Source organism: Maribacter forsetii DSM 18668, assembly GCF_000744105.1.
In the GTDB taxonomy this organism is placed as follows: Bacteria; Bacteroidota; Bacteroidia; order Flavobacteriales; family Flavobacteriaceae; genus Maribacter; species Maribacter forsetii.
In genome coordinates this window covers 3,138,063-3,156,327 of the sequence record NZ_JQLH01000001.1, presented here as the reverse complement: position 1 = coordinate 3,156,327, position 18,265 = coordinate 3,138,063, and the positions used below count along the sequence as shown (strand labels likewise).

Sequence of the window (18,265 nt, the reverse complement as noted above, 5' to 3'; positions counted from 1 at the left end):
CAAATTATAAGAATACTATTTACGGATGATTATTTTACGGAATAAGTGTTTAGTGCTTATTAAATTAAAGTAATCATCCGTTTTTATTATTTGATTTTCTTAATCAAATGGTTGGGAAAATCTAACGTGTTTTCACAGCAAATTTGTTCCATTACCTGTTGTAATTCGGTTTTTAAAAGTGAAATAGTGTGGTTTCCACCTTCATTTCCTAATGCTGCTACGCCGTACATAAACGAACGACCCAAAAAGGTAAATTCTGCACCAGAAGCCATTGTTCTTGCAATATCTGGACCAGAGCGTAAACCACTATCCATCATTACTTTAATTTGGGCGCTATATTTCTCGGCAATTCTCGTTAATGGTCTAATAGTAGATTCGCCGGCATCTAGTTGTCTACCACCATGGTTAGAAACAATGATACCATCGATGCCCAGACGAATAGCTTTCTCTGCATCCATTTCAGAAGCAACACCTTTTATCACCAATTTACCCTTCCACATATCGCGAATAGGTTTTATTTTCTCTTCATTTAATCTACCTGTAAAGGTTTGGTCCATGAATTTACCTAGTTGCTTTAAATCTAGATTTTTAGGCATATAAGGTTTGAGCGTTTCAAAATTAGGTTGTCCGTGAATAAGGGTTTTCATAGCCCATTCTGGTCTTCCTAAAATTTGAAGAATATTCTTTACACTCATTTTTGGTGGCATTGCCAAACCATTTCTAATATCTCTAGGTCTAAATCCGAAAGTAGGTACATCTGATAAAATGACCAAAACAGAACATTCCGCCTGAGCAGCTCTTTGAATCATATCGTCTCGTAATCTATTCTCGGTGGGGTGGTATAATTGAAACCAGGCCTGACCCTCGGTTATTTCTGATATTCTTTCAATACTACTTGTAGATACAGTACTTAACACAAAAGGAACATTATGCTCGAATGCTGCCTTTGCTAATATTTCTGGAGCATTAGGCCACATGAGTCCTTGGAGACCAACAGGGGCAATACCAAAGGGTGCATCATAAGTATGACCAAATAGTTCGGTTTTCATATTAGAACCCGTATGCTTGCTTAAATAGCTGGGAGTCAACTCAACCTCTCTAATTTCAGACGTATTTTTAATAAGGTTTACATCTTCATTACATCCGCCGTCCAAATATTCAAAAGCGAATTTTGGAATCTTCTTCTTCGCTTTATTTCTTAGGTCGGTAACTGAAGGGTATTTATTATTGATGGCAAGTTTGGCTTTGCTCATAATTCAAATATTTTGTTCATTAATCGCCATTTTTCTCCTGATTTTGAGTTGGGTATAGCTTGTTGGTATTTCCACATTAAAGTTTCCCATTCTTGTACTTTGTCATTATTTTGGTCGGCTTTTTGTTTCTTATCAAAAGAAAACAGTGGAGAAGTCTCCATAACCATAAAGAGCCTGTTTTCTACCAGATAAATATCTAAATTTTCTATGTGAGAATTTTTTATGCTTTCTGTAATTTCTGGCCAGACATTTTTATGATACTCCACATACTCTTTGATTAGGGTAGGGTCATTTTTTAAATCTAGGGCAAAACAATGTTTTTGATTTTCCATATTAGCTCTGGTAATGTTTATTGGTCATTTGCCCATAAATAGCAATAACAACAAAGCAAATTAATGGTAGAATGAATGAAAAATTAACTTCTGATAATCCCATGATTTGGGTGTCGTCAACGCCAAATCCGCCAATATCGATAATTTTCCCTTGCAGACCGGGCATTAAGGCGCCACCAACAATAGCCATAACAAGACCAGCGGCACCAATTTTAGATTCCTCTTCTTCTAGGTTTTCTAGTGCGATCCCATAAATAGTTGGGAACATAACAGACATGCACAAAGAAAGACCTACAAGACAATAAAGACCTACAATGCCAACAAGAAACATAGTTCCTAGAGATGCAATAATGGCTGCAATAGCATAGGCTAAAAGTAGTTTTCCTGAGGATATAAATCTTAGCAGGTACGTTCCAATAACCCTGCCTACTAGAAATAAAATGAAGGCAACAATCTGATAATTGGCAGCAGTTTCACTGTCCATACTAATAGCTTCTGCGTATTGATAAATGTAGGTCCAGCACATGATCTGTGCTCCCACATAGAATATTTGTGATACTACGCCAAAGACATATTTTTTGTTTTTTTTCAAGGAAGCAAAAGTGTGACTTAAGCTGGGAATTGAACCATCTCCTTTAGACTGTGGCATTTTGCTAACGGCAATCAGTACCAATATCGCTAAAATGACCAGACCAAGAATAACATAGGGGTCTCTGATGACCATTAAATCTGAAGTTCTAATGAGTGATTTTTTAGCTTCGGATAAAGCACTATAGTTTTCAATATCATCAGATTGTAAATTTTTAAGTACGAATTGCTGCGCAACTAATAGTCCTAATAATAGACCAATAGGGTTAAAGGCTTGTGCCAGATTCAATCGTTGGGTGGCAGTTTTGGTATCTCCCATTGCCAAAATATATGGGTTGGCAGTAGTTTCTAAAAAAGCGAGTCCGAAAGTTAAGATATAAAGTCCTAAACAAAAGAACCAAAATTGCTCTGTGATAGCTGCCGGATAGAATAATAAAGCCCCCACAGCATAGAGTGCTAAACCTATGAGTACGCCTACTTTATAAGAATATTTTCTAACGAAAAGAGCTGCAGGCAAAGCCATGCAAAAGTAACCACCATAAAAAGCCATCTGTACCCAGGCCGCTTGAGAGTTAGAAAGTTCTAATACCTTTTTAAATGCTTGTACCATTGGGTCTGTAACAGCATTTGCAAAACCCCACAGCGCAAATAGAGAAGTTATAAGAATAAATGGCAGCAAAGTTTTTGTAGCTACGATAGGAGTTTTATCTGACTTTGACATTATTGGTGAGTTTTGTTGTTAGTTGAAGTATGGGTAGTCATGTCAGTTCTATAATGCGCGATCTAAATGACTATAGCCGCCATCGACAAAAATGAGTTGCCCTGTGGTGTGGCTAGACTTTTCAGATAATAGGAATGCGACTGTATCTGCAATTTCCTCAGCTGTGGTCATTCTATTTTCCAAAGGAATATTTTTGGTGATTTTATCAAGTCGTTCTTCGGGATTTGGAAAAGATTTGATCCAACGGTCATATAATGGCGTGTAGCATTCGGCAACTATGACCGCATTTACACGAATGGAGTAGGGTAGTAGTTCAACAGCCCATTCTCTGGTAAGTGCATTTCTACCGCCATTGGCAGCAGCGTAGCCAGAAGTTCCACCTTGCCCGGTAACCGAAGTTTTTGAGCCTATATTTACAATGGCTCCTTTATTCTTTTTTAGTTGAGGTAGCGCATAATGAGCCATCATGTAATAATGTGTAAGGTTTCTTGATATAGACCTCATGAAATCTTCATGGTTGCCATCTTCTAAACCTACAGAATCATTAACTCCCGCGTTATTTACCAAACCGTCAATTCTACCAAATCTTTCTATACAGCTATCAACGGCATCTTTACATTTTTCGGGGTCGGTAAGTTCTGCGAAAGCATAACCTGCTTGACCACCTGCTTTTTCGATTTCAGAAATTACAGATACGATGTTCGCTTTATTTCTACCTAAAATATAAGGTATGGCACCTTCCTTAGCAAGACTTAAGCTTATACCTCTACCAATTCCCGATGAGCCACCAGAAACTATTATAATTTTGTCTTTCAGTTTTAAATCCATCGTTGGTATGTTTTAATAAGTTGATTTAATGAGTGTTTAATCTGTAAAAGTTAATGGCATTTAAACCCATTACTTGATTCTGTTCGTTTTTTGACAATTGCTTAATATATGTTGTAACAACGTCTTTGTTTTTGGCATAGCTACCGGCCAATAAGCATACCGGCCAATCTGATCCGAATAGAATACGTTCGGCACCAAAAGCTTCGAAAATAACATCTATATAAGGCGTAAGTTCTTCTGTTTTCCAAGTGCTCCAATTAGCCTCTGTTGCTAACCCAGACAGTTTGCAATACACATTTGTGAAGCTAGCAAGTGTTTTAATGCCAGCTTTCCAACTATCTATTTCGCCTGATTTAATTGGTGGTTTTGCCAAATGGTCTATTATAAATTTTTGATCAGGAAATTTAGACACTAGCATTGTGCTATTTTTTAACTGATGAGGAAAAATTAAAATATCGTAGGTTAGATTTAGTGGGACTAATTTTTTAATGCCGTCTAAGAAAGCTTCAGAGATAATAAAATCTTCTTTTTCAGCCTGTAAAATATGTCGAACTCCTTTAAATAAATTGTCTTTTGTGTAATGTTCAAGACGCTGTTGTACATTGGTACTACACAGGTCTACCCATCCTACCACTCCTTTTATGAAATCGTTTTCAGCAGCCAGTTGAAGTAAGAATTTCGTTTCGTTTTCAGATTGATCAGCTTGTATGGCAATGCAACCATCAACATTATTACTTGTAAGTATAGGTTTAAGGTCGCCAGGTAAAAAATCACGCTGAATGATTTTCATAGAGCTATCAATCCAACTATCTCTAATTGGGTCATACTTCCAAAAATGTTGATGGCTGTCAATGATCATTTTGTATATGCCTTGGCAACTTGTTTAGAGCTTCCTAATTTTTCAATTCCTAATTCGACAACATCACCAGGGTTCAAATATCTAGGCGGATTGAAGCCTAAACCAACACCGAAAGGTGTTCCTGTAGAAATGATATCTCCAGGTAGCAATGTCATATATTGACTGATATAACTTACCAATTCTGGTACGTTAAAAACTAAATCTTCTGTATTACTGTTCTGTAATAATTCGCCATTTACCTTTAGCCAAAGATCTAAAACATGCGGGTTGCTCACTTCATCTTTAGTAGCCAAAAACGGACCGATAGGAGCGAAGGTGTCACAGCTTTTACCTTTTACCCATTGCCCTTCTTTTTCTAATTGAAATGCTCTTTCGCTATAATCGTTATGTAGCATATAACCAGCAACATAGTCCATAGCATCGGCTTCTTCAACATAACTTGCTTTTTTGCCAATGACCACAGCTAGCTCAACTTCCCAGTCGGTTTTCTTACTGTTTTTGGGAATAATTACATCATCATTAGGACCAACAATCGCAGAAGTTGCCTTGAAAAACAAAACAGGCTCTGTAGGTACCTTCATTCCACTTTCAGCAGCATGCTTCGCGTAATTTAGCCCTACACAAACAATTTTAGAAGGTTTTTTTAGTGGAGGACCTAAACGCGTACTCTTGTCTATTTTTGGAAGATCATTGCCTTTTTCGTCGAGCCAAGATTTAAGATGGGCTAAGCCATCGTTTTCAAAAAATAATTCATCATAATCTTCACCAAACGCAGAGGTATCTATCCATTCTCCGTTTTCAAGTATTACACCCGGTTTTTCATTTTGTGGTGTTCCAAATCGTATTAATTTCATATCGTAAATTTTATCCGTTAAGTTTTATGAATCCCCCGTCAATTGGGAAATCCGTTCCAGTAATAAAAGAAGCTTCGTCTGAGCATAAGTATAAAGCTAGATCAGCTACTTCTTGCGGTTTGCCCATTCGACCAATTGGTTGAGTGGCAGACAGGTTTTTAAACATTTCATCTTCCTGCCCAGGGTAGTTCGCTTTTATAAATCCGTCAACAAAGGGAGTGTGAATTCTAGCCGGTGAAATGCAGTTGCAGCGAATACCATTATTAATATAATCTTTAGCAATGGAGTAGGTCATGGTTAATATAGCCCCTTTACTCATAGAATATGCAAAGCGATCATCTATACCTACACTAGAAGCTATTGATGCCATATTAATAATTACTCCGCCGTTTTTCTTCATTTTGGGTATAAGGGCATACATGCAGTTATATGGACCTTTGACGTTTACGTTATAAACACGGTCCATATCATCTTCCGCGGTTTTTTCAATATTACCAACATGGGCAATACCCGCATTATTGATTAAAATATGAACCTCATGCTCCGATGTAATTTCATCGATAACAGCTAAAACCTGTTTTTGATCAACAACATTACAATTATAAGCTGTTGCTTCACCACCTTGCTCTTTAATTAAGTTTACTGTGCTTTCTGCATTTTCTGCATTTAATTCTAAAATATGAACGCTTGCTCCTTGTGCGGCAAAAGTGGTAGAAATTGCTTGACCAATACCACTACCACCACCCGTTATTATTGCGTTTTTACCTTTAAGGTTAAACCTCATGTTTCTATAGTTTAGTTTTTTTGTAATTCTTCTTTCCAAAATGCCCCATCAGGAAAAGTATAAGTATCCAAAGAGTCTTCCTTCATGGTAATACTATAACCTGGTAATTTAGGAGGCATATACGCACCATCTTTTATAATCACAGGGTCATAAAAATGCTCGTGTAAATGATCCACAAATTCTATTATCCTATTTTCCATAGACCCGCTAATAGCTATATAATCTATCATAGATAGGTGTTGTACATATTCACATAGACCAACCCCACCTGCATGCGGACAAACGGGAATATTAAATTTCGCAGCCATTAACAAAATAGCTAATATTTCATTTACTCCGCCAACCCTACAACTATCAATTTGGCAAATACCAATGGCACCTGCTTGCATTAACTGCTTAAAGATAACCCTGTTTTGGCAATGTTCACCAGTCGCGACCTCAATTGGCTTAACAGCTTTGGCAATTTTTGCATGTCCTAGAATATCATCAGGACTTGTGGGCTCTTCAATCCACCAAGGATTAAATTTTTTAAGTGATTCCATATTGGTGATAGCTTCATCAACATCCCACTTTTGATTGGCATCCATCATAAGTTTTAAATCGTCCCCAATTTCTTCACGAATAATTGCGGCACGTCTCATATCATCATTTAGGTCAGAACCAACCTTAATTTTCATATGTTTAAAACCACTCTCTTTAGCTTCTCTACAAAGACGTCTCATTTTATCATCAGAGTACCCTAACCATCCTGCAGATGTAGTATACGCAGGATAACCTTTGTCTTTTAAATGCGCAATTCGTTCTTGTTTGCCAGCTTCCTTTTTACTCAAAAGCTCAAGAGCTTCTTCAGGAGTTATAGCATCTGTGATATAAGTGAAATCTACACAAGAGACCAATTCAGCAGGAGTCATATCTGCCAATAGTTTCCAAAGAGGTTTCTTTTCTACTTTGGCATACAGATCCCAAACAGCATTAACAATCGCACCGGTAGCTAAATGTATAACTCCTTTTTCAGGACCTAACCAGCGTAACTGACTATCACCGGTAATCATTTTCCAAAAATCACCCATATTAATAGTGAAGCTTTCTATAGATTTCCCAATAACTAAATGAGAAAGAGATTTTATGGCTTGAGTACAAAGTTCGTTTCCTCTACCAATGGTAAAAGTTAAACCGTGGCCTTCATAACCCTCAGGTGAATTAGTCTTTAAAATTACGTAAGCGGCACTATAATCTGGATCCGGATTCATTGCATCAGAACCATCTAGAGACTTACTAGTAGGGAAGCGGATGTCCCTAGATATTACCTCAGTAATTATAATAGAATTTGACATTGATTTTGTTTTATCCAAAATTATTTGAATAGGGAAGTTAAAACCACCTCATAAAATACCAAATCTGATACTTTTTTTGCATAAAGACTATAAATGTTTTCGATGTTGGCTTAAAAATGAGGATGGAGATTCTTTTTTGATAATTTTGAACTGGCGGTTGAAGTTTGAAATATTTCCGAATCCGCATGCATATGCAATAGAAGTGATACTCTCTTTATTTTCCAATAACATTTTGCAGGCAAAACCAATGCGTATTTCATTTAAAAATCTTGTAAATGGTTTTCTGTGTGTACTCTTGAAAAATCTACTGAAGGATGAGGCATTCATATTTGCTAATTCAGCAACATCTTTTGAGCTAATTGGAGTATGGAAATTTTGATATACATACTCATAAATAATATTCAATCTCTTGTTTTCTGTTTGATGAAAAGTATTGATAAATCCATTACTGGATAATAAGGTATAGTTTTGGCTTTGCTCAAGTTTGATTAAAATTTCAATAATTCTTGTAATTTTAATGGCAGAATCTAGACTATGTAGATTTTTTAATTCATTTTTTATAGTATCGGTAACATTGGGAAATTTAATGCCTTGGGATGCTTTCGTTAAAAGATGAGAAATGGGTTGCATTTCTGGAAGGGATAAAAATTCTTTTCCTACAAAATTATCTTTAAAATGAATAGATACAGCTTGCGCTGTAAGTGTAGAATGTTTATCGAAATAGACTTTATCATTTAACCACATATGTGGCACATTTTTGCCAATTAATATGACCTCGCCAGCTTCGAATTTTTCTATACTATCACCAACAAATCTAGTGCCGGTACTTTTAATAATATAGACCAATTCTAGCTCTTCATGAAAATGCCAAACCTTCAAAAAATTCTTATAATTATTTTGAGATATGGTAATAGAGGTATTAGCAAGACTAGATCTATCTAGTAAATGAAGTTTCATTTCATGAATTTAGTACAAAATACGTACTATTTATGGATGTATAAAAAATATGTAATTAGAAGCGGAAATATAGTTGGTTAATCATTAATGAAGGTAACTCGTGCTTTTATTAAGTGAATTTTTTTAGTACTATTTTTTTTAATCTAAACGAAGATTTAAGTTACCGTAATAGAACACTATAATAAATCAATTTGGTTTGTTTGAATAGTTATTAAGTTTTACAATAAAATGGTAACTTTAAATTATATGAATATATATACTACCACTCTTTTAGAGTTTTTACTTATATCTTCAAGTATACTTTTCTTGTTTAAGTATAGAACTAAATTTGGTTTAGCTCCACTTTACATTCTTTTGGGTTCTGTACAATATTTACAAGCCTTTTCTGGTTCCATGGTTAGTTTTAATTTATTCGACGTATATCCAATCTACCCTGGTTCTGTAATTATATTTAGCGCTGTATTATTTGCTATTTTATTAATTTATATAAAGGAAGGTGTAGCTAATGCAAGAGCACTTATTATTGGCATTATTATTTCAAATGTTATTTTGTCTGCATTGTTTGGTATTACTTATATTTAAGAGCATTCTGACCAAATGATGAGTATTGAAGATTCATCGTCTATTTTTCAAATAAATTATAGATACTTTATTACAGGTACTATAATATTATTCCTAGATTTTTTTTATTGGTAATTATATACCAGTTTTTAATTTCAAAACTTAATAAACTATATTTTTTTCTAATTCTTTTCATTTCATTATGTTCTGTTTTACTTTTTGATTCTCTTGTCTTTAATTTCATTCTCAAGTATGACACACCAATTTTCACAGATTCATTAATTGGTCATATAATAGGTAAATCGTTTTCAGCCTTTATTTTTTCTTTTATTCTATACATTTATTTAAAGTTTATAGATAAAGAGGAAGATAATGGTGGTTTTATTGCTGCTCAAAACAGAGAGGTTTTTTCAATACTCAACTATAGAGAAAAGTACTTTAATCTTAAAGAAGAGAAACAACACGTAGAGAAAAAATATATTTCGCAAATTGAATCTACATTAAATCAAATTTCTGATGGCTTTGTATCATTAGATACAAACTGGTGTTACACCTATATAAATGAAAAAGCAGCTGAGTTTCTAGGTAAATCACCAGAAAGTTTAATAGGAAAACATATATGGAAAGAATTTCCTGAGGGTATCGGTTCTTCAATTGACATAGCTTATCGCAAAGCTCAAAAAACAATTCACTTTGAAAATTATTTCGAACCCTTAGATAAATGGTTCAAAAGTAGAATTTATCCATCTCCGGAAGGTTTAACTATCTACTATACAGATATTACAGAGAAGAAAAAGGCTGAAACTCATAATCAGATGTTGCTTTCTTTAATTGAAACAAGTGATGATTTTCTAGGATTAGCAACTTTAGAAGGTAAACCAACATATTTAAATACTAATGGTAGGCAGCTCGTAGGTTTAAAATCAAATGAAGAATTGGCAGATTCCATAACAGATTTTTTCCCTCAAAATTATAAAGAGGTTATCTTAAATGAGCATATGCCTAATATTTATAAAAAAGACAAATGGAATGGTGAAGTTGAATTTAAAAATTTTAAGACAGGAGCATTAATACCAATTGAAATGTCTGGTTTTTTAATTAAAGACAACCTTACTAAAAAATCTATAGCCTTGGGTATAGTTGCTAAAGATATTACGCAATGTAAAAAATCTGAAGAAAAATTAATAAGTAGTGAACAATTATTTAGAGGTCTATCATCTAACGTACCAGTTGCAATTTTTCAAGCAGATAAAGATGGTGCTTGTAATTATGTAAATGAAGAATGGCTAAAATATTCGGGACAATCTTTTAATGAAGTTATGGGTTTTGGCTGGTCAAATGCCATACATCCCGAGGACAAAGAAAGAGTTGTTAGTCAATGGCAAGAATCTATTGTTACTGGCACCAATTTATTTCAGATTTCAGACTGCTTCAAAAAAACGGAAAAGTAAAATGGCTCTCGTCTAAAGCAGTTTCCTTAATTGATGTAGATAAAGTAGTAAGTGGATATATAGGTATGTTATCAGATATTACCGAACATAAATACGCAGAAGAGGAATTAATAAAAAGCAAAAAATATTTTGATAATATAATTAACAGTATCGGAGACCCCGTATTTGTAAAAGATGATCAAAGTAGATTGTTAATTGTAAATGATGCTTTTTGTTCACTATTTAATCTTTCAAGAGTTGATATATTAGGAAAAACACTAGTAGAAAACGTGTCTGTTGAAGAAAGAGAGAGTTTTTTAAGAATAGACAAGCATGTTATTTCTTCAGGAATTGAAAATGTTAATGAAGAAACTTTAACATTAAGCGAAAATAAAAAAAAGATAGTTTCTACTAAAAAGACAAGATTTGTTGATAGTAATGAGAATAAATTTCTAATAGGAGTTATTAGGAATATAACCGAAAAGAAAAAAGCAGAAGTTGAGTTAGAAAAGCACAGAAATAATTTAGAAGAGTTGGTAGATGTAAGAACTTCTGAGTTATAAAAAGAAAAAATAAAAGCACATTCTGCCGATTTAATGAAATCTGCGTTTTTAGCAACAATGTCTCATGAATTAAGAACACCAATGAACTCTATTATTGGTTTTACAGGTATTTTATTAAAAGAATTAGCAGGTCCATTAAATGAGGAACAGAAAAAGCAGCTGTCTATGGTTAAAAATAGCAGTCAACATTTACTAAGTTTAATTAATGAGGTATTAGATATCTCTAAAATTGAAGCAGGTAAATTAAAAGTATCTATTTATCCTTTTAACTATTTAACAACACTAGAAAAAACCATAGACTTTTTAGTACCGCAAGCATTGAATAAAAAACTTCAAATACATTCAGAGATTACTGAGTTGGAGAATACTTTACATAGTGATGAGCGAAGAGTAGAGCAAGTATTACTCAATTTGCTTTCTAATGCTATTAAGTTCTCTAACCAAGGAATAATTAAAGTAAAAGTAACTATTGTTGATAATTATGTGGTTACTCAAGTAATTGATGAAGGTATAGGTATAAGTAAGATAAATCAGAATAAATTATTTATGCCATTTATTCAACTTGATGGAGGATTAAGTAGAACACATGAAGGAACCGGACTGGGATTAGCAATTTGTAAAAGTTTAATAGAAAAACTAGGAGGTACAATACAAGTGCAAAGTAAAGTTGGCAAAGGAAGTAATTTCTCATTTACGTTACCACTAAATTATGATGATAAAGTGTAACTGATTATAGAATTAATGTAAAATTGTTTAGACAAGTTTAGTATATTTAAGAATAAAGTTTTTGGTATTAAAAGTTTATACGCATTAATAATTGAAGATAATGAGCAAAATATGTACATGCTAACTTATCTGTTAGAACATAGTAATTATACTATTATTAAGGCATATAATGGAAAAGATGGGTTTAAATTGGCACATGTAAATAATCCAGAAATTATTTTAATAGATATTCAATTACCAGATATGGATGGCTATGAAATATGTAATAAATTAAGGCATAATGGTCTGCCTAAGAACACAACAATTATTGCAGTGACCTCGTATGCCATGGGTGGGGATAAAGAAAAAGCATGAGAAGCAGGTGCCGATGGTTATTTAGAAAAACCAATAAACCCAGAAACTTTTGTAATTCAAATGGAACGTATTGTAAATGAAAAATAATGAATGAATAGAAAAATTATTTTAATAGTAGATGATATTTATGAAAACCTATACTTGTTAAGAGTAATTCTTGAGGAGGCAGGTTTTAAAGTTATTGAAGCTAACGATGGAAGTGATGGACTTAAAAAACTATACGAGAATAGTACTGTAGACCTTATTATTTCTGAAATATTAATGCCAAATATGGACGGGTATTTATTTTGTCAAGCATGTAAAAAAGAAAAATTATTTAAAGACATTCCATTTGTTTTTTATACATCTACCTACACCGAAAAATTAGATGAAGAGTTTGGCTTAACCTTAGGCGTGGCAAAATTTTTAAGAAAACCAATAGATTACGATGAAGTTCTTATTACCGTTAATGAAATTTTAGATTTTGGTCTAAAAAAAGGAACAAATGAAGTAAGAAATACAAAATCAGAAGCTATTTCTGATGGTGAGGTTTTAGAGCTGTATAGCAAACGACTAATTCAAAAATTAGAGCAAAAGGGCTTAGATCTTGGGCAAGAAGTATTAGAGCGTAAAAGAACAGAGCAATTATTAATTCATGAAAATGAAATATTAGATTTAATTACTGTTAATAAATCTCTACATGAGATTTTTGAAAGGTTGGTTCTTAACTACGAGTCTATTCATGAAGGCTATTTAGGTAGCATTAGTTTACTTGATGATGACGGTATTCATCTTATATTAGAAGCGGCACCTTCATTGCCAAAAGCATTTAGTTTGGCCATAAAACGTTTAGCTATAGGTAAAAATATAGGGTCTTGTGGCACTGCTGCTTTCCTTAAAAAACCAATAATAGTTTCTGATATATGTACTGACAAAAGATGGGTAAATTATAAGGACATTGCAGAAGAGTACAATTTAAAATCGTGTTGGTCATTGCCAATAATTTCTAAAAATAATGTGGTTTTAGGAACTTTTACTATTTACAGTAAAACGATAAAAACACCTTCAGATAATGAAATACGCGAGCTTAATTTTTCAGTTAGTTTGCCCATGCAGCAACAGTTATTAGCCTATGCCTCTAATTATAATTTGCTGACAACGGCAACTTTGCCACATAGGGAAGAGTTGAATAAAGGAGAAACGTTTTACGCCAGTTTAGATCACGCTATTTGGTTTCACAGAGACTTTGATATTACAAAATGGTTGTTATGTAGTATGGATAGCCCAAGTGCATCTAACTCTAGAGGTTTTGCTAGAGGTAGCGTATATAGCAGAAAAGGTGTTTTGGTAGCTTCAGTTGCGCAAGAAGGATTGATGAGGCAGAGTATTCAATAGAATTATTTGATATGCCAGGTATAACTATCAGTATTTTATAGAACTAAAAAACCAAGCCAATGTTAAAGTTGACTTGGTTTCTTATTTTATACTAAGCATGGGTAAAAGTCAAATAAAGAGGCTTTATTCCTTTTCATTAAGACTCCAATCATATTCTTTATATTTAATTTTAGCTTTTGTAGCTATTTCCAATTCTGTATAAGGATTAATAAACTCCACAAGTTTACCATTATTGAAATCTCCCTTGTACCATTTAAAAATTCTAGATAATTCTAAATTTTCTTGATTGATAGTATTGTTGTTTGAATTAATAAAACCTAAAGTAGCTTTTTCTAATTGTGCTTCTATTTTTTCTGGATTATATGCTTCATTAATAAGTTTTGGACATGAGGCTGATGCGCAATTGATGGCGAAATGAATACGAGGCTCATTCATTTTTCTTAAAATACTATGTTCTAATGCACCCAAAGACAATTCTTTATCTCCAATTTTAATAAAATCCGTAGCCCAAGGTTTGTCAATATCTTTAATGCTCTTAGTTGGGTAATTTCTTAAAATTAAAGCTATCGTATGTGCATTATATAAATTAATATAATAGGCCAATTGTTCTTGAACAGACCAACCATCTGTAGGCACTTGATTTGATAAGCTATTTAAATAGGTGTCTAATTTACTTTTATCTTGTAAAAAGCCTTTATAATCTACATTACCATTATCGGCTACATGTTTCTGTAAAAGAGTGTTCCATTCGGTATGATCAATTTTTGCTGTAGAATTAAATGATATAGAAGCTAAATTTCCATTTACTTGTTTTATGGGCAGGTCTTTTCCATTTAATCCAGCCATAGAAATAAGACCAAATTGATTGTTAAGTATAAAAAATGCACTCATAAAGAAAGTAACGGTGCCTAAAATTATTATGTTTTTCATGGATATATAAATTTTATATTTTGTCTTTTTGTACATCTACTTTAATTGACGTAAAATAAAATAAACCTGACAAAATTAATTCTGTTTTAAAATTATAGTCCCATTTCTATTAGAATTATGCAAAAGAATTCTGTTATACAATTATCTTTAATTTACCATCAATAGCAGCAATGTTTATGCTCTAGGTTATCTTAAATTCTTTGCTTGTTGCTGATGGGTTAAAAGAAAGTCTTATAATTGGTTTGAATTTGCTTATTAAATAGGTCACTATTTACATGAATAAAAAACCTTATGTATTAAATTTATAAATGAGAATTATGACTAAAGTTAAAAATAACAGGTTATTATCTATTGATGTATTAAGAGGCTTTGATATGTTAATGATAATATTTGCAGATCGTTTTTTTATCGAGTTACACGAAGGTTCACAAAATAAATTTACAGAGGTTTTAGCTACACAATTTAATCATCCAGAATGGTTTGGTTTTCGTTTGTATGATATAGTAATGCCACTTTTTTTATTCTTGGTTGGTGTGGTTATTCCTTTTTCTTTAGAAAGGCGAGTTCAAGAAACGGGTAACGCCTCTTCACTATATAAACATTTTATTAAGCGCTTTATAATATTATTTATTTTAGGGTGGGTAGTACAAGGAAACCTATTACATTTAAATATAGAAAATTTTAAAATTTATAGTAATACACTACAAGCAATAGCGGTTGGTTATTTGTTTACTTGTATTGCTTATATGCATTTAAATAAAAAAGGTAGATATTTTATTTTTATAATTTGTCTTATTCTCTACACACTTATATTAGAGTTTTCAAATATACCAGGAGCTGGTAACAGTGAGTTGTTACCTGATAAAAACATTGCTATTTATATAGATAGGTTAGTTTTTGGAAGGTTTGACGATGGTTACCAATATACTTGGTTGTTAAGTGGATTAGGTTTTATTGCAACTACTTTATCTGGTGTATTTGCAGGAGAATTATTAAAATCTCAACTACCAAGAAAAAAAGTAGCGTACAGCCTTGTTTTAATTGGTGTTTTAGGGATTATATTGGGGTTAATTTTAAATTTTTGGCACCCAATTGTAAAGAAATTATGGAACAGTTCTTTTGTTCTGACCTCTTCAGGTATTTGTTTTTTGCTCCTTGCTACTTTTTACTGGGTTATTGATGTCAAAGGTTATGTAAAATGGGGCAAACCTTTAAAAATAATAGGCATTAACGCTATTACAGCTTATGTAGTTTCTCATGTAATTAATTTTCCTGCCATTGCTGATCAATTGTTATTTGGTTTAAAACAATATACAGGAACGTTTTATGAAACTATTATAGTTACTGGAGGTTTTTTAATTCTCTACGCATTACTTTGGTACATGAATAAGAATAAAACATATATAAAAATTTAGATCCTTTATAAATAATTGTCCTGTGTATAAACAGTTTATTTCTTATATAGACATTCATAATATAATTGTGTTATAAAAAAAATATTTAAAATTTTTATATACACTTAACACCTTAAAAAATCATAACATTCCTCCTAAATATGAAAAAACAAATCATTTACCTGTATATTCTCGTTCTAAGCTGTTTTTCTTGTATAGACAGGGAGCCAGCTTTAGTTGAAGTGTTTTATGAAACTGATAATGATGAATTTATAAATCCGGAGAGAGGTTTTTATAGACCTTTTGGAACTTCAGCGAGTAATTTTGTGCCGTTAGAGGAACAAATTTTACTTAATTTGAGAAATCCTAACCCGGCAGCTGGTGGTTTTTCTGTAGGGAGTTCACTTACCTATAGGTCTTATCAATTGGATCTTTTTAAAGACAAACCTATATCTCATGAAATGTTAATTTCAATTCAAAAAGATATGGACATAATACGTAAGGTAGGTAATAAACTAGTTTTGCGCTTTTCTTATAGCAATTCTTGTTGTGAGCCTCCTTTTAAAGATGCACCTAAAAATATTATTTTAGAACATTTAAATCAATTAAAATCTATTTTAGAGAAGAATAAAGATGTTATTTCAGTAGTTCAAATGGGATTGATTGGTCCGTGGGGAGAGCAATTTTATTCTGATTTTTTTGGAGATTTAGAACATGGTCCCGTAACTGATCAAAATTGGTTAGACCGTAATGAGGTTATAAATAAACTATTAGAAGTTGTCCCGGTATCTAGAATGGTTCAAGTGCGTGCACCGTATTACAAATTACGAGCAATGGATGGCGTAAAAGCACATCCGGAAAAGACTAATCCGTTAACCATAGATAATGCTTTTAACGGCAGTAAAATAGCAAGGCTTGCGCATCATAACGATTGTATTTTAGCAAATTATGATGATTATTGGACCTACAATTCCTTTCATGAATGGCCAGCGGTAAGTGATACATTAAACTTGAAAAAGTATGTGGCTGAAGAAACCAAATTTCTTGTTTTTGGTGGAGAAACTTGTCCTGGAGGAGATAATGGTGAAGATGTATATAGCCCATATAACGATTGCGATGCTGAAGGTGGCGGTGCTCAAACTTATTTAAAACGCTTTCATACTTCTTTTTTAAATACAGCATGGTCTGGAGCGGTAAATGGAGATTGGACAAATAAATGTATCGATGAAATAAAAAGAAATTTAGGATACAGATTTGTAATTAAAAGAGGAATGTTTCCTAAAGAAATAAATAACAATGAAATAATTAATATCGAATTGGATATTGTTAATGAAGGTTATGCATCAACCTATAATTACAGATTTGCAGAACTAATTCTTAAAAATAAAGAAAATCAAAAAACATTTAAAACTAAAATTGATAGTGATCCTAGATATTGGTTTACAGATGAATTACAAGATATTAAATTAAATATACTTTGGCCAGAAACCTTACCTAAAGGAAACTATGAATTATATTTAAATTTAGCAGATCCAGAACCAACAATATATAATCGTCCAGAATATTCCATTCGATTAGCTGGTAAATTAAATGCTAATTCTATATGGGATCCTTCAACAGGTTGGAATTTGTTATATTCTGATATAAAAATTAATTAGTTTATTTGTTTCTATTGAATATTCAAACAAAGCTATACATCACTTACATTTCATTTTTAAAATGGAAAGGTAAAATATACGGTGGTCAGAGGCTTGCATTCTTGATTCAATACTTCGTCTTATTTTGTTTAGAAGCCCAATTATTAAAAACTTCTACAGCCTCTTCTTGTAGCATTTGTTTAAAGTGAATTTGTCTGTCTTGCATACCAACTTCTAATTCATCATAAATAAACTGATCATCGAAATCTATGGCTTTTGCATCCGCCTTATCGCAACCAAAATACACGGCTTTAGGTCTAGCCCAATATATAGCACCAAAGCACATAGGGCAGGGTTCGCAAGAAGTATAGATGATACAATCGGTTAGCTGAAAAGTATTCAGTTTGTTACAGGCATCTCTAATCACCACCATTTCTGCATGTGCTGTGGGGTCATTGGTAGAGGTTACTTTATTATGGCCTTCAGCAATAATTTCTCCATCTTTAACTACCACGGCACCAAATGGTCCACCGGCGTTCGAGTTCATTCCCTTTGCTGCCATTTCAATGGCTCTTCTCATAAAAAACGCGTGATCTTTCATCATATTTATAAAATTCCAATGGTATGTATTCCATTATTTGGGGGTGCAAATTACGTCTTTTATATAGAATTCTAATCACATCTTTTTTTGAAAGAAAATGCCCTTTTTAGATAATTGTTAAAAAAATTATGAAAGATTTTGATTTTAATCCGACTTAATCTAAAACCAACCAATTGTAAAAAAAA

The 18,265-nt window shown here is 32.7% G+C and carries 19 protein-coding genes; 8 read left to right on the top strand and 11 right to left on the bottom strand.

Going from position 1 to position 18,265, the window contains the following annotated elements:
• Positions 1-86: 86 nt before the first annotated feature.
• The 9 genes from P177_RS13605 to P177_RS13565 all read right to left on the bottom strand — a co-directional run bounded on the left by P177_RS13605 (position 87) and on the right by P177_RS13565 (position 8,510).
• On the bottom strand, positions 87-1,253 hold the full coding sequence (locus tag P177_RS13605; RefSeq protein WP_036155590.1) for an alpha-hydroxy acid oxidase: 1,167 nt from the start codon (positions 1,251-1,253) through the stop codon (positions 87-89).
• Positions 1,250-1,585, bottom strand: coding sequence for an L-rhamnose mutarotase (locus tag P177_RS13600; RefSeq protein WP_036155588.1), 336 nt, complete (start codon positions 1,583-1,585; stop codon positions 1,250-1,252). The genes P177_RS13605 and P177_RS13600 overlap by 4 nt, the downstream gene beginning before the upstream one ends.
• 1 nt (position 1,586) lies before the next feature.
• Positions 1,587-2,894: an L-fucose:H+ symporter permease gene (gene fucP, locus P177_RS13595; RefSeq protein ID WP_036155586.1), complete on the bottom strand. Its 1,308-nt coding sequence runs from the start codon at positions 2,892-2,894 to the stop codon at positions 1,587-1,589.
• A 48-nt stretch (positions 2,895-2,942) separates the two neighbouring features.
• Positions 2,943-3,722, bottom strand: a complete 780-nt coding sequence (locus P177_RS13590) for an L-fucose dehydrogenase (protein ID WP_036155584.1) — start codon at positions 3,720-3,722, stop codon at positions 2,943-2,945.
• Positions 3,723-3,747: 25 nt separating this feature from the next.
• Complete coding sequence (locus tag P177_RS13585; RefSeq protein WP_036155583.1) at positions 3,748-4,581, bottom strand: amidohydrolase family protein; 834 nt, start codon at positions 4,579-4,581, stop codon at positions 3,748-3,750.
• Positions 4,578-5,435 carry a fumarylacetoacetate hydrolase family protein gene (locus P177_RS13580; RefSeq protein ID WP_036155581.1) on the bottom strand — a complete coding sequence of 286 codons (858 nt, stop codon included), beginning with the start codon at positions 5,433-5,435 and terminating at the stop codon, positions 4,578-4,580. The genes P177_RS13585 and P177_RS13580 overlap by 4 nt, the downstream gene beginning before the upstream one ends.
• A gap of 10 nt (positions 5,436-5,445) precedes the next feature.
• Positions 5,446-6,219 (bottom strand): SDR family NAD(P)-dependent oxidoreductase, encoded by a 774-nt coding sequence (locus tag P177_RS13575; RefSeq protein ID WP_036158431.1) that lies wholly within the window; start codon positions 6,217-6,219, stop codon positions 5,446-5,448.
• Positions 6,220-6,230: 11 nt separating this feature from the next.
• On the bottom strand, positions 6,231-7,553 hold the full coding sequence (locus tag P177_RS13570) for an L-fuconate dehydratase (RefSeq protein ID WP_036155579.1): 1,323 nt from the start codon (positions 7,551-7,553) through the stop codon (positions 6,231-6,233).
• Positions 7,554-7,640: 87 nt separating this feature from the next.
• Positions 7,641-8,510 (bottom strand): AraC family transcriptional regulator, encoded by an 870-nt coding sequence (locus P177_RS13565; RefSeq protein WP_036155577.1) that lies wholly within the window; start codon positions 8,508-8,510, stop codon positions 7,641-7,643.
• 246 nt (positions 8,511-8,756) lie between these two features.
• Here P177_RS13565 and P177_RS13560 point away from each other — a divergent pair, with 246 nt between their 5' ends.
• The 6 genes from P177_RS13560 to P177_RS13540 all read left to right on the top strand — a co-directional run bounded on the left by P177_RS13560 (position 8,757) and on the right by P177_RS13540 (position 13,518).
• A complete protein-coding gene (locus P177_RS13560) occupies positions 8,757-9,092 on the top strand; it encodes a hypothetical protein (RefSeq protein ID WP_157486571.1) in 336 nt (111 codons plus the stop codon).
• Between the two features lie 107 nt (positions 9,093-9,199).
• The gene (locus tag P177_RS13555) at positions 9,200-10,522 is read left to right on the top strand and encodes a PAS domain-containing protein (RefSeq protein WP_036155574.1); all 1,323 of its coding nucleotides are present in this window, start codon (positions 9,200-9,202) and stop codon (positions 10,520-10,522) included.
• A complete protein-coding gene (locus P177_RS19470) occupies positions 10,450-11,064 on the top strand; it encodes a PAS domain-containing protein (RefSeq protein WP_051941845.1) in 615 nt (204 codons plus the stop codon). Before P177_RS13555 ends, P177_RS19470 begins: the two co-directional genes overlap by 73 nt.
• A gap of 33 nt (positions 11,065-11,097) precedes the next feature.
• Positions 11,098-11,790: a sensor histidine kinase gene (locus P177_RS13550; RefSeq protein ID WP_051941844.1), complete on the top strand. Its 693-nt coding sequence runs from the start codon at positions 11,098-11,100 to the stop codon at positions 11,788-11,790.
• Between the two features lie 42 nt (positions 11,791-11,832).
• A complete protein-coding gene (locus tag P177_RS20395) occupies positions 11,833-12,144 on the top strand; it encodes a response regulator (protein ID WP_316930804.1) in 312 nt (103 codons plus the stop codon).
• Positions 12,145-12,234: 90 nt separating this feature from the next.
• A complete protein-coding gene (locus P177_RS13540; protein WP_036155572.1) occupies positions 12,235-13,518 on the top strand; it encodes a response regulator in 1,284 nt (427 codons plus the stop codon).
• 123 nt (positions 13,519-13,641) lie between these two features.
• Here the strand turns inward: P177_RS13540 and P177_RS13535 are convergent, their stop codons facing one another.
• The gene (locus P177_RS13535) at positions 13,642-14,448 is read right to left on the bottom strand and encodes a DUF547 domain-containing protein (RefSeq protein ID WP_036158429.1); all 807 of its coding nucleotides are present in this window, start codon (positions 14,446-14,448) and stop codon (positions 13,642-13,644) included.
• Positions 14,449-14,765: 317 nt separating this feature from the next.
• Here P177_RS13535 and P177_RS13530 point away from each other — a divergent pair, with 317 nt between their 5' ends.
• Both P177_RS13530 and P177_RS13525 read left to right on the top strand, forming a co-directional pair.
• The gene (locus tag P177_RS13530) at positions 14,766-15,863 is read left to right on the top strand and encodes an acyltransferase family protein (protein ID WP_167333114.1); all 1,098 of its coding nucleotides are present in this window, start codon (positions 14,766-14,768) and stop codon (positions 15,861-15,863) included.
• A 140-nt stretch (positions 15,864-16,003) separates the two neighbouring features.
• Complete coding sequence (locus P177_RS13525; protein ID WP_084684692.1) at positions 16,004-17,500, top strand: DUF4832 domain-containing protein; 1,497 nt, start codon at positions 16,004-16,006, stop codon at positions 17,498-17,500.
• Positions 17,501-17,606: 106 nt separating this feature from the next.
• Here P177_RS13525 and P177_RS13520 read toward each other — a convergent pair whose 3' ends face one another.
• Positions 17,607-18,080 (bottom strand): nucleoside deaminase, encoded by a 474-nt coding sequence (locus tag P177_RS13520; protein WP_036158426.1) that lies wholly within the window; start codon positions 18,078-18,080, stop codon positions 17,607-17,609.
• Positions 18,081-18,265 lie beyond the last annotated feature (185 nt).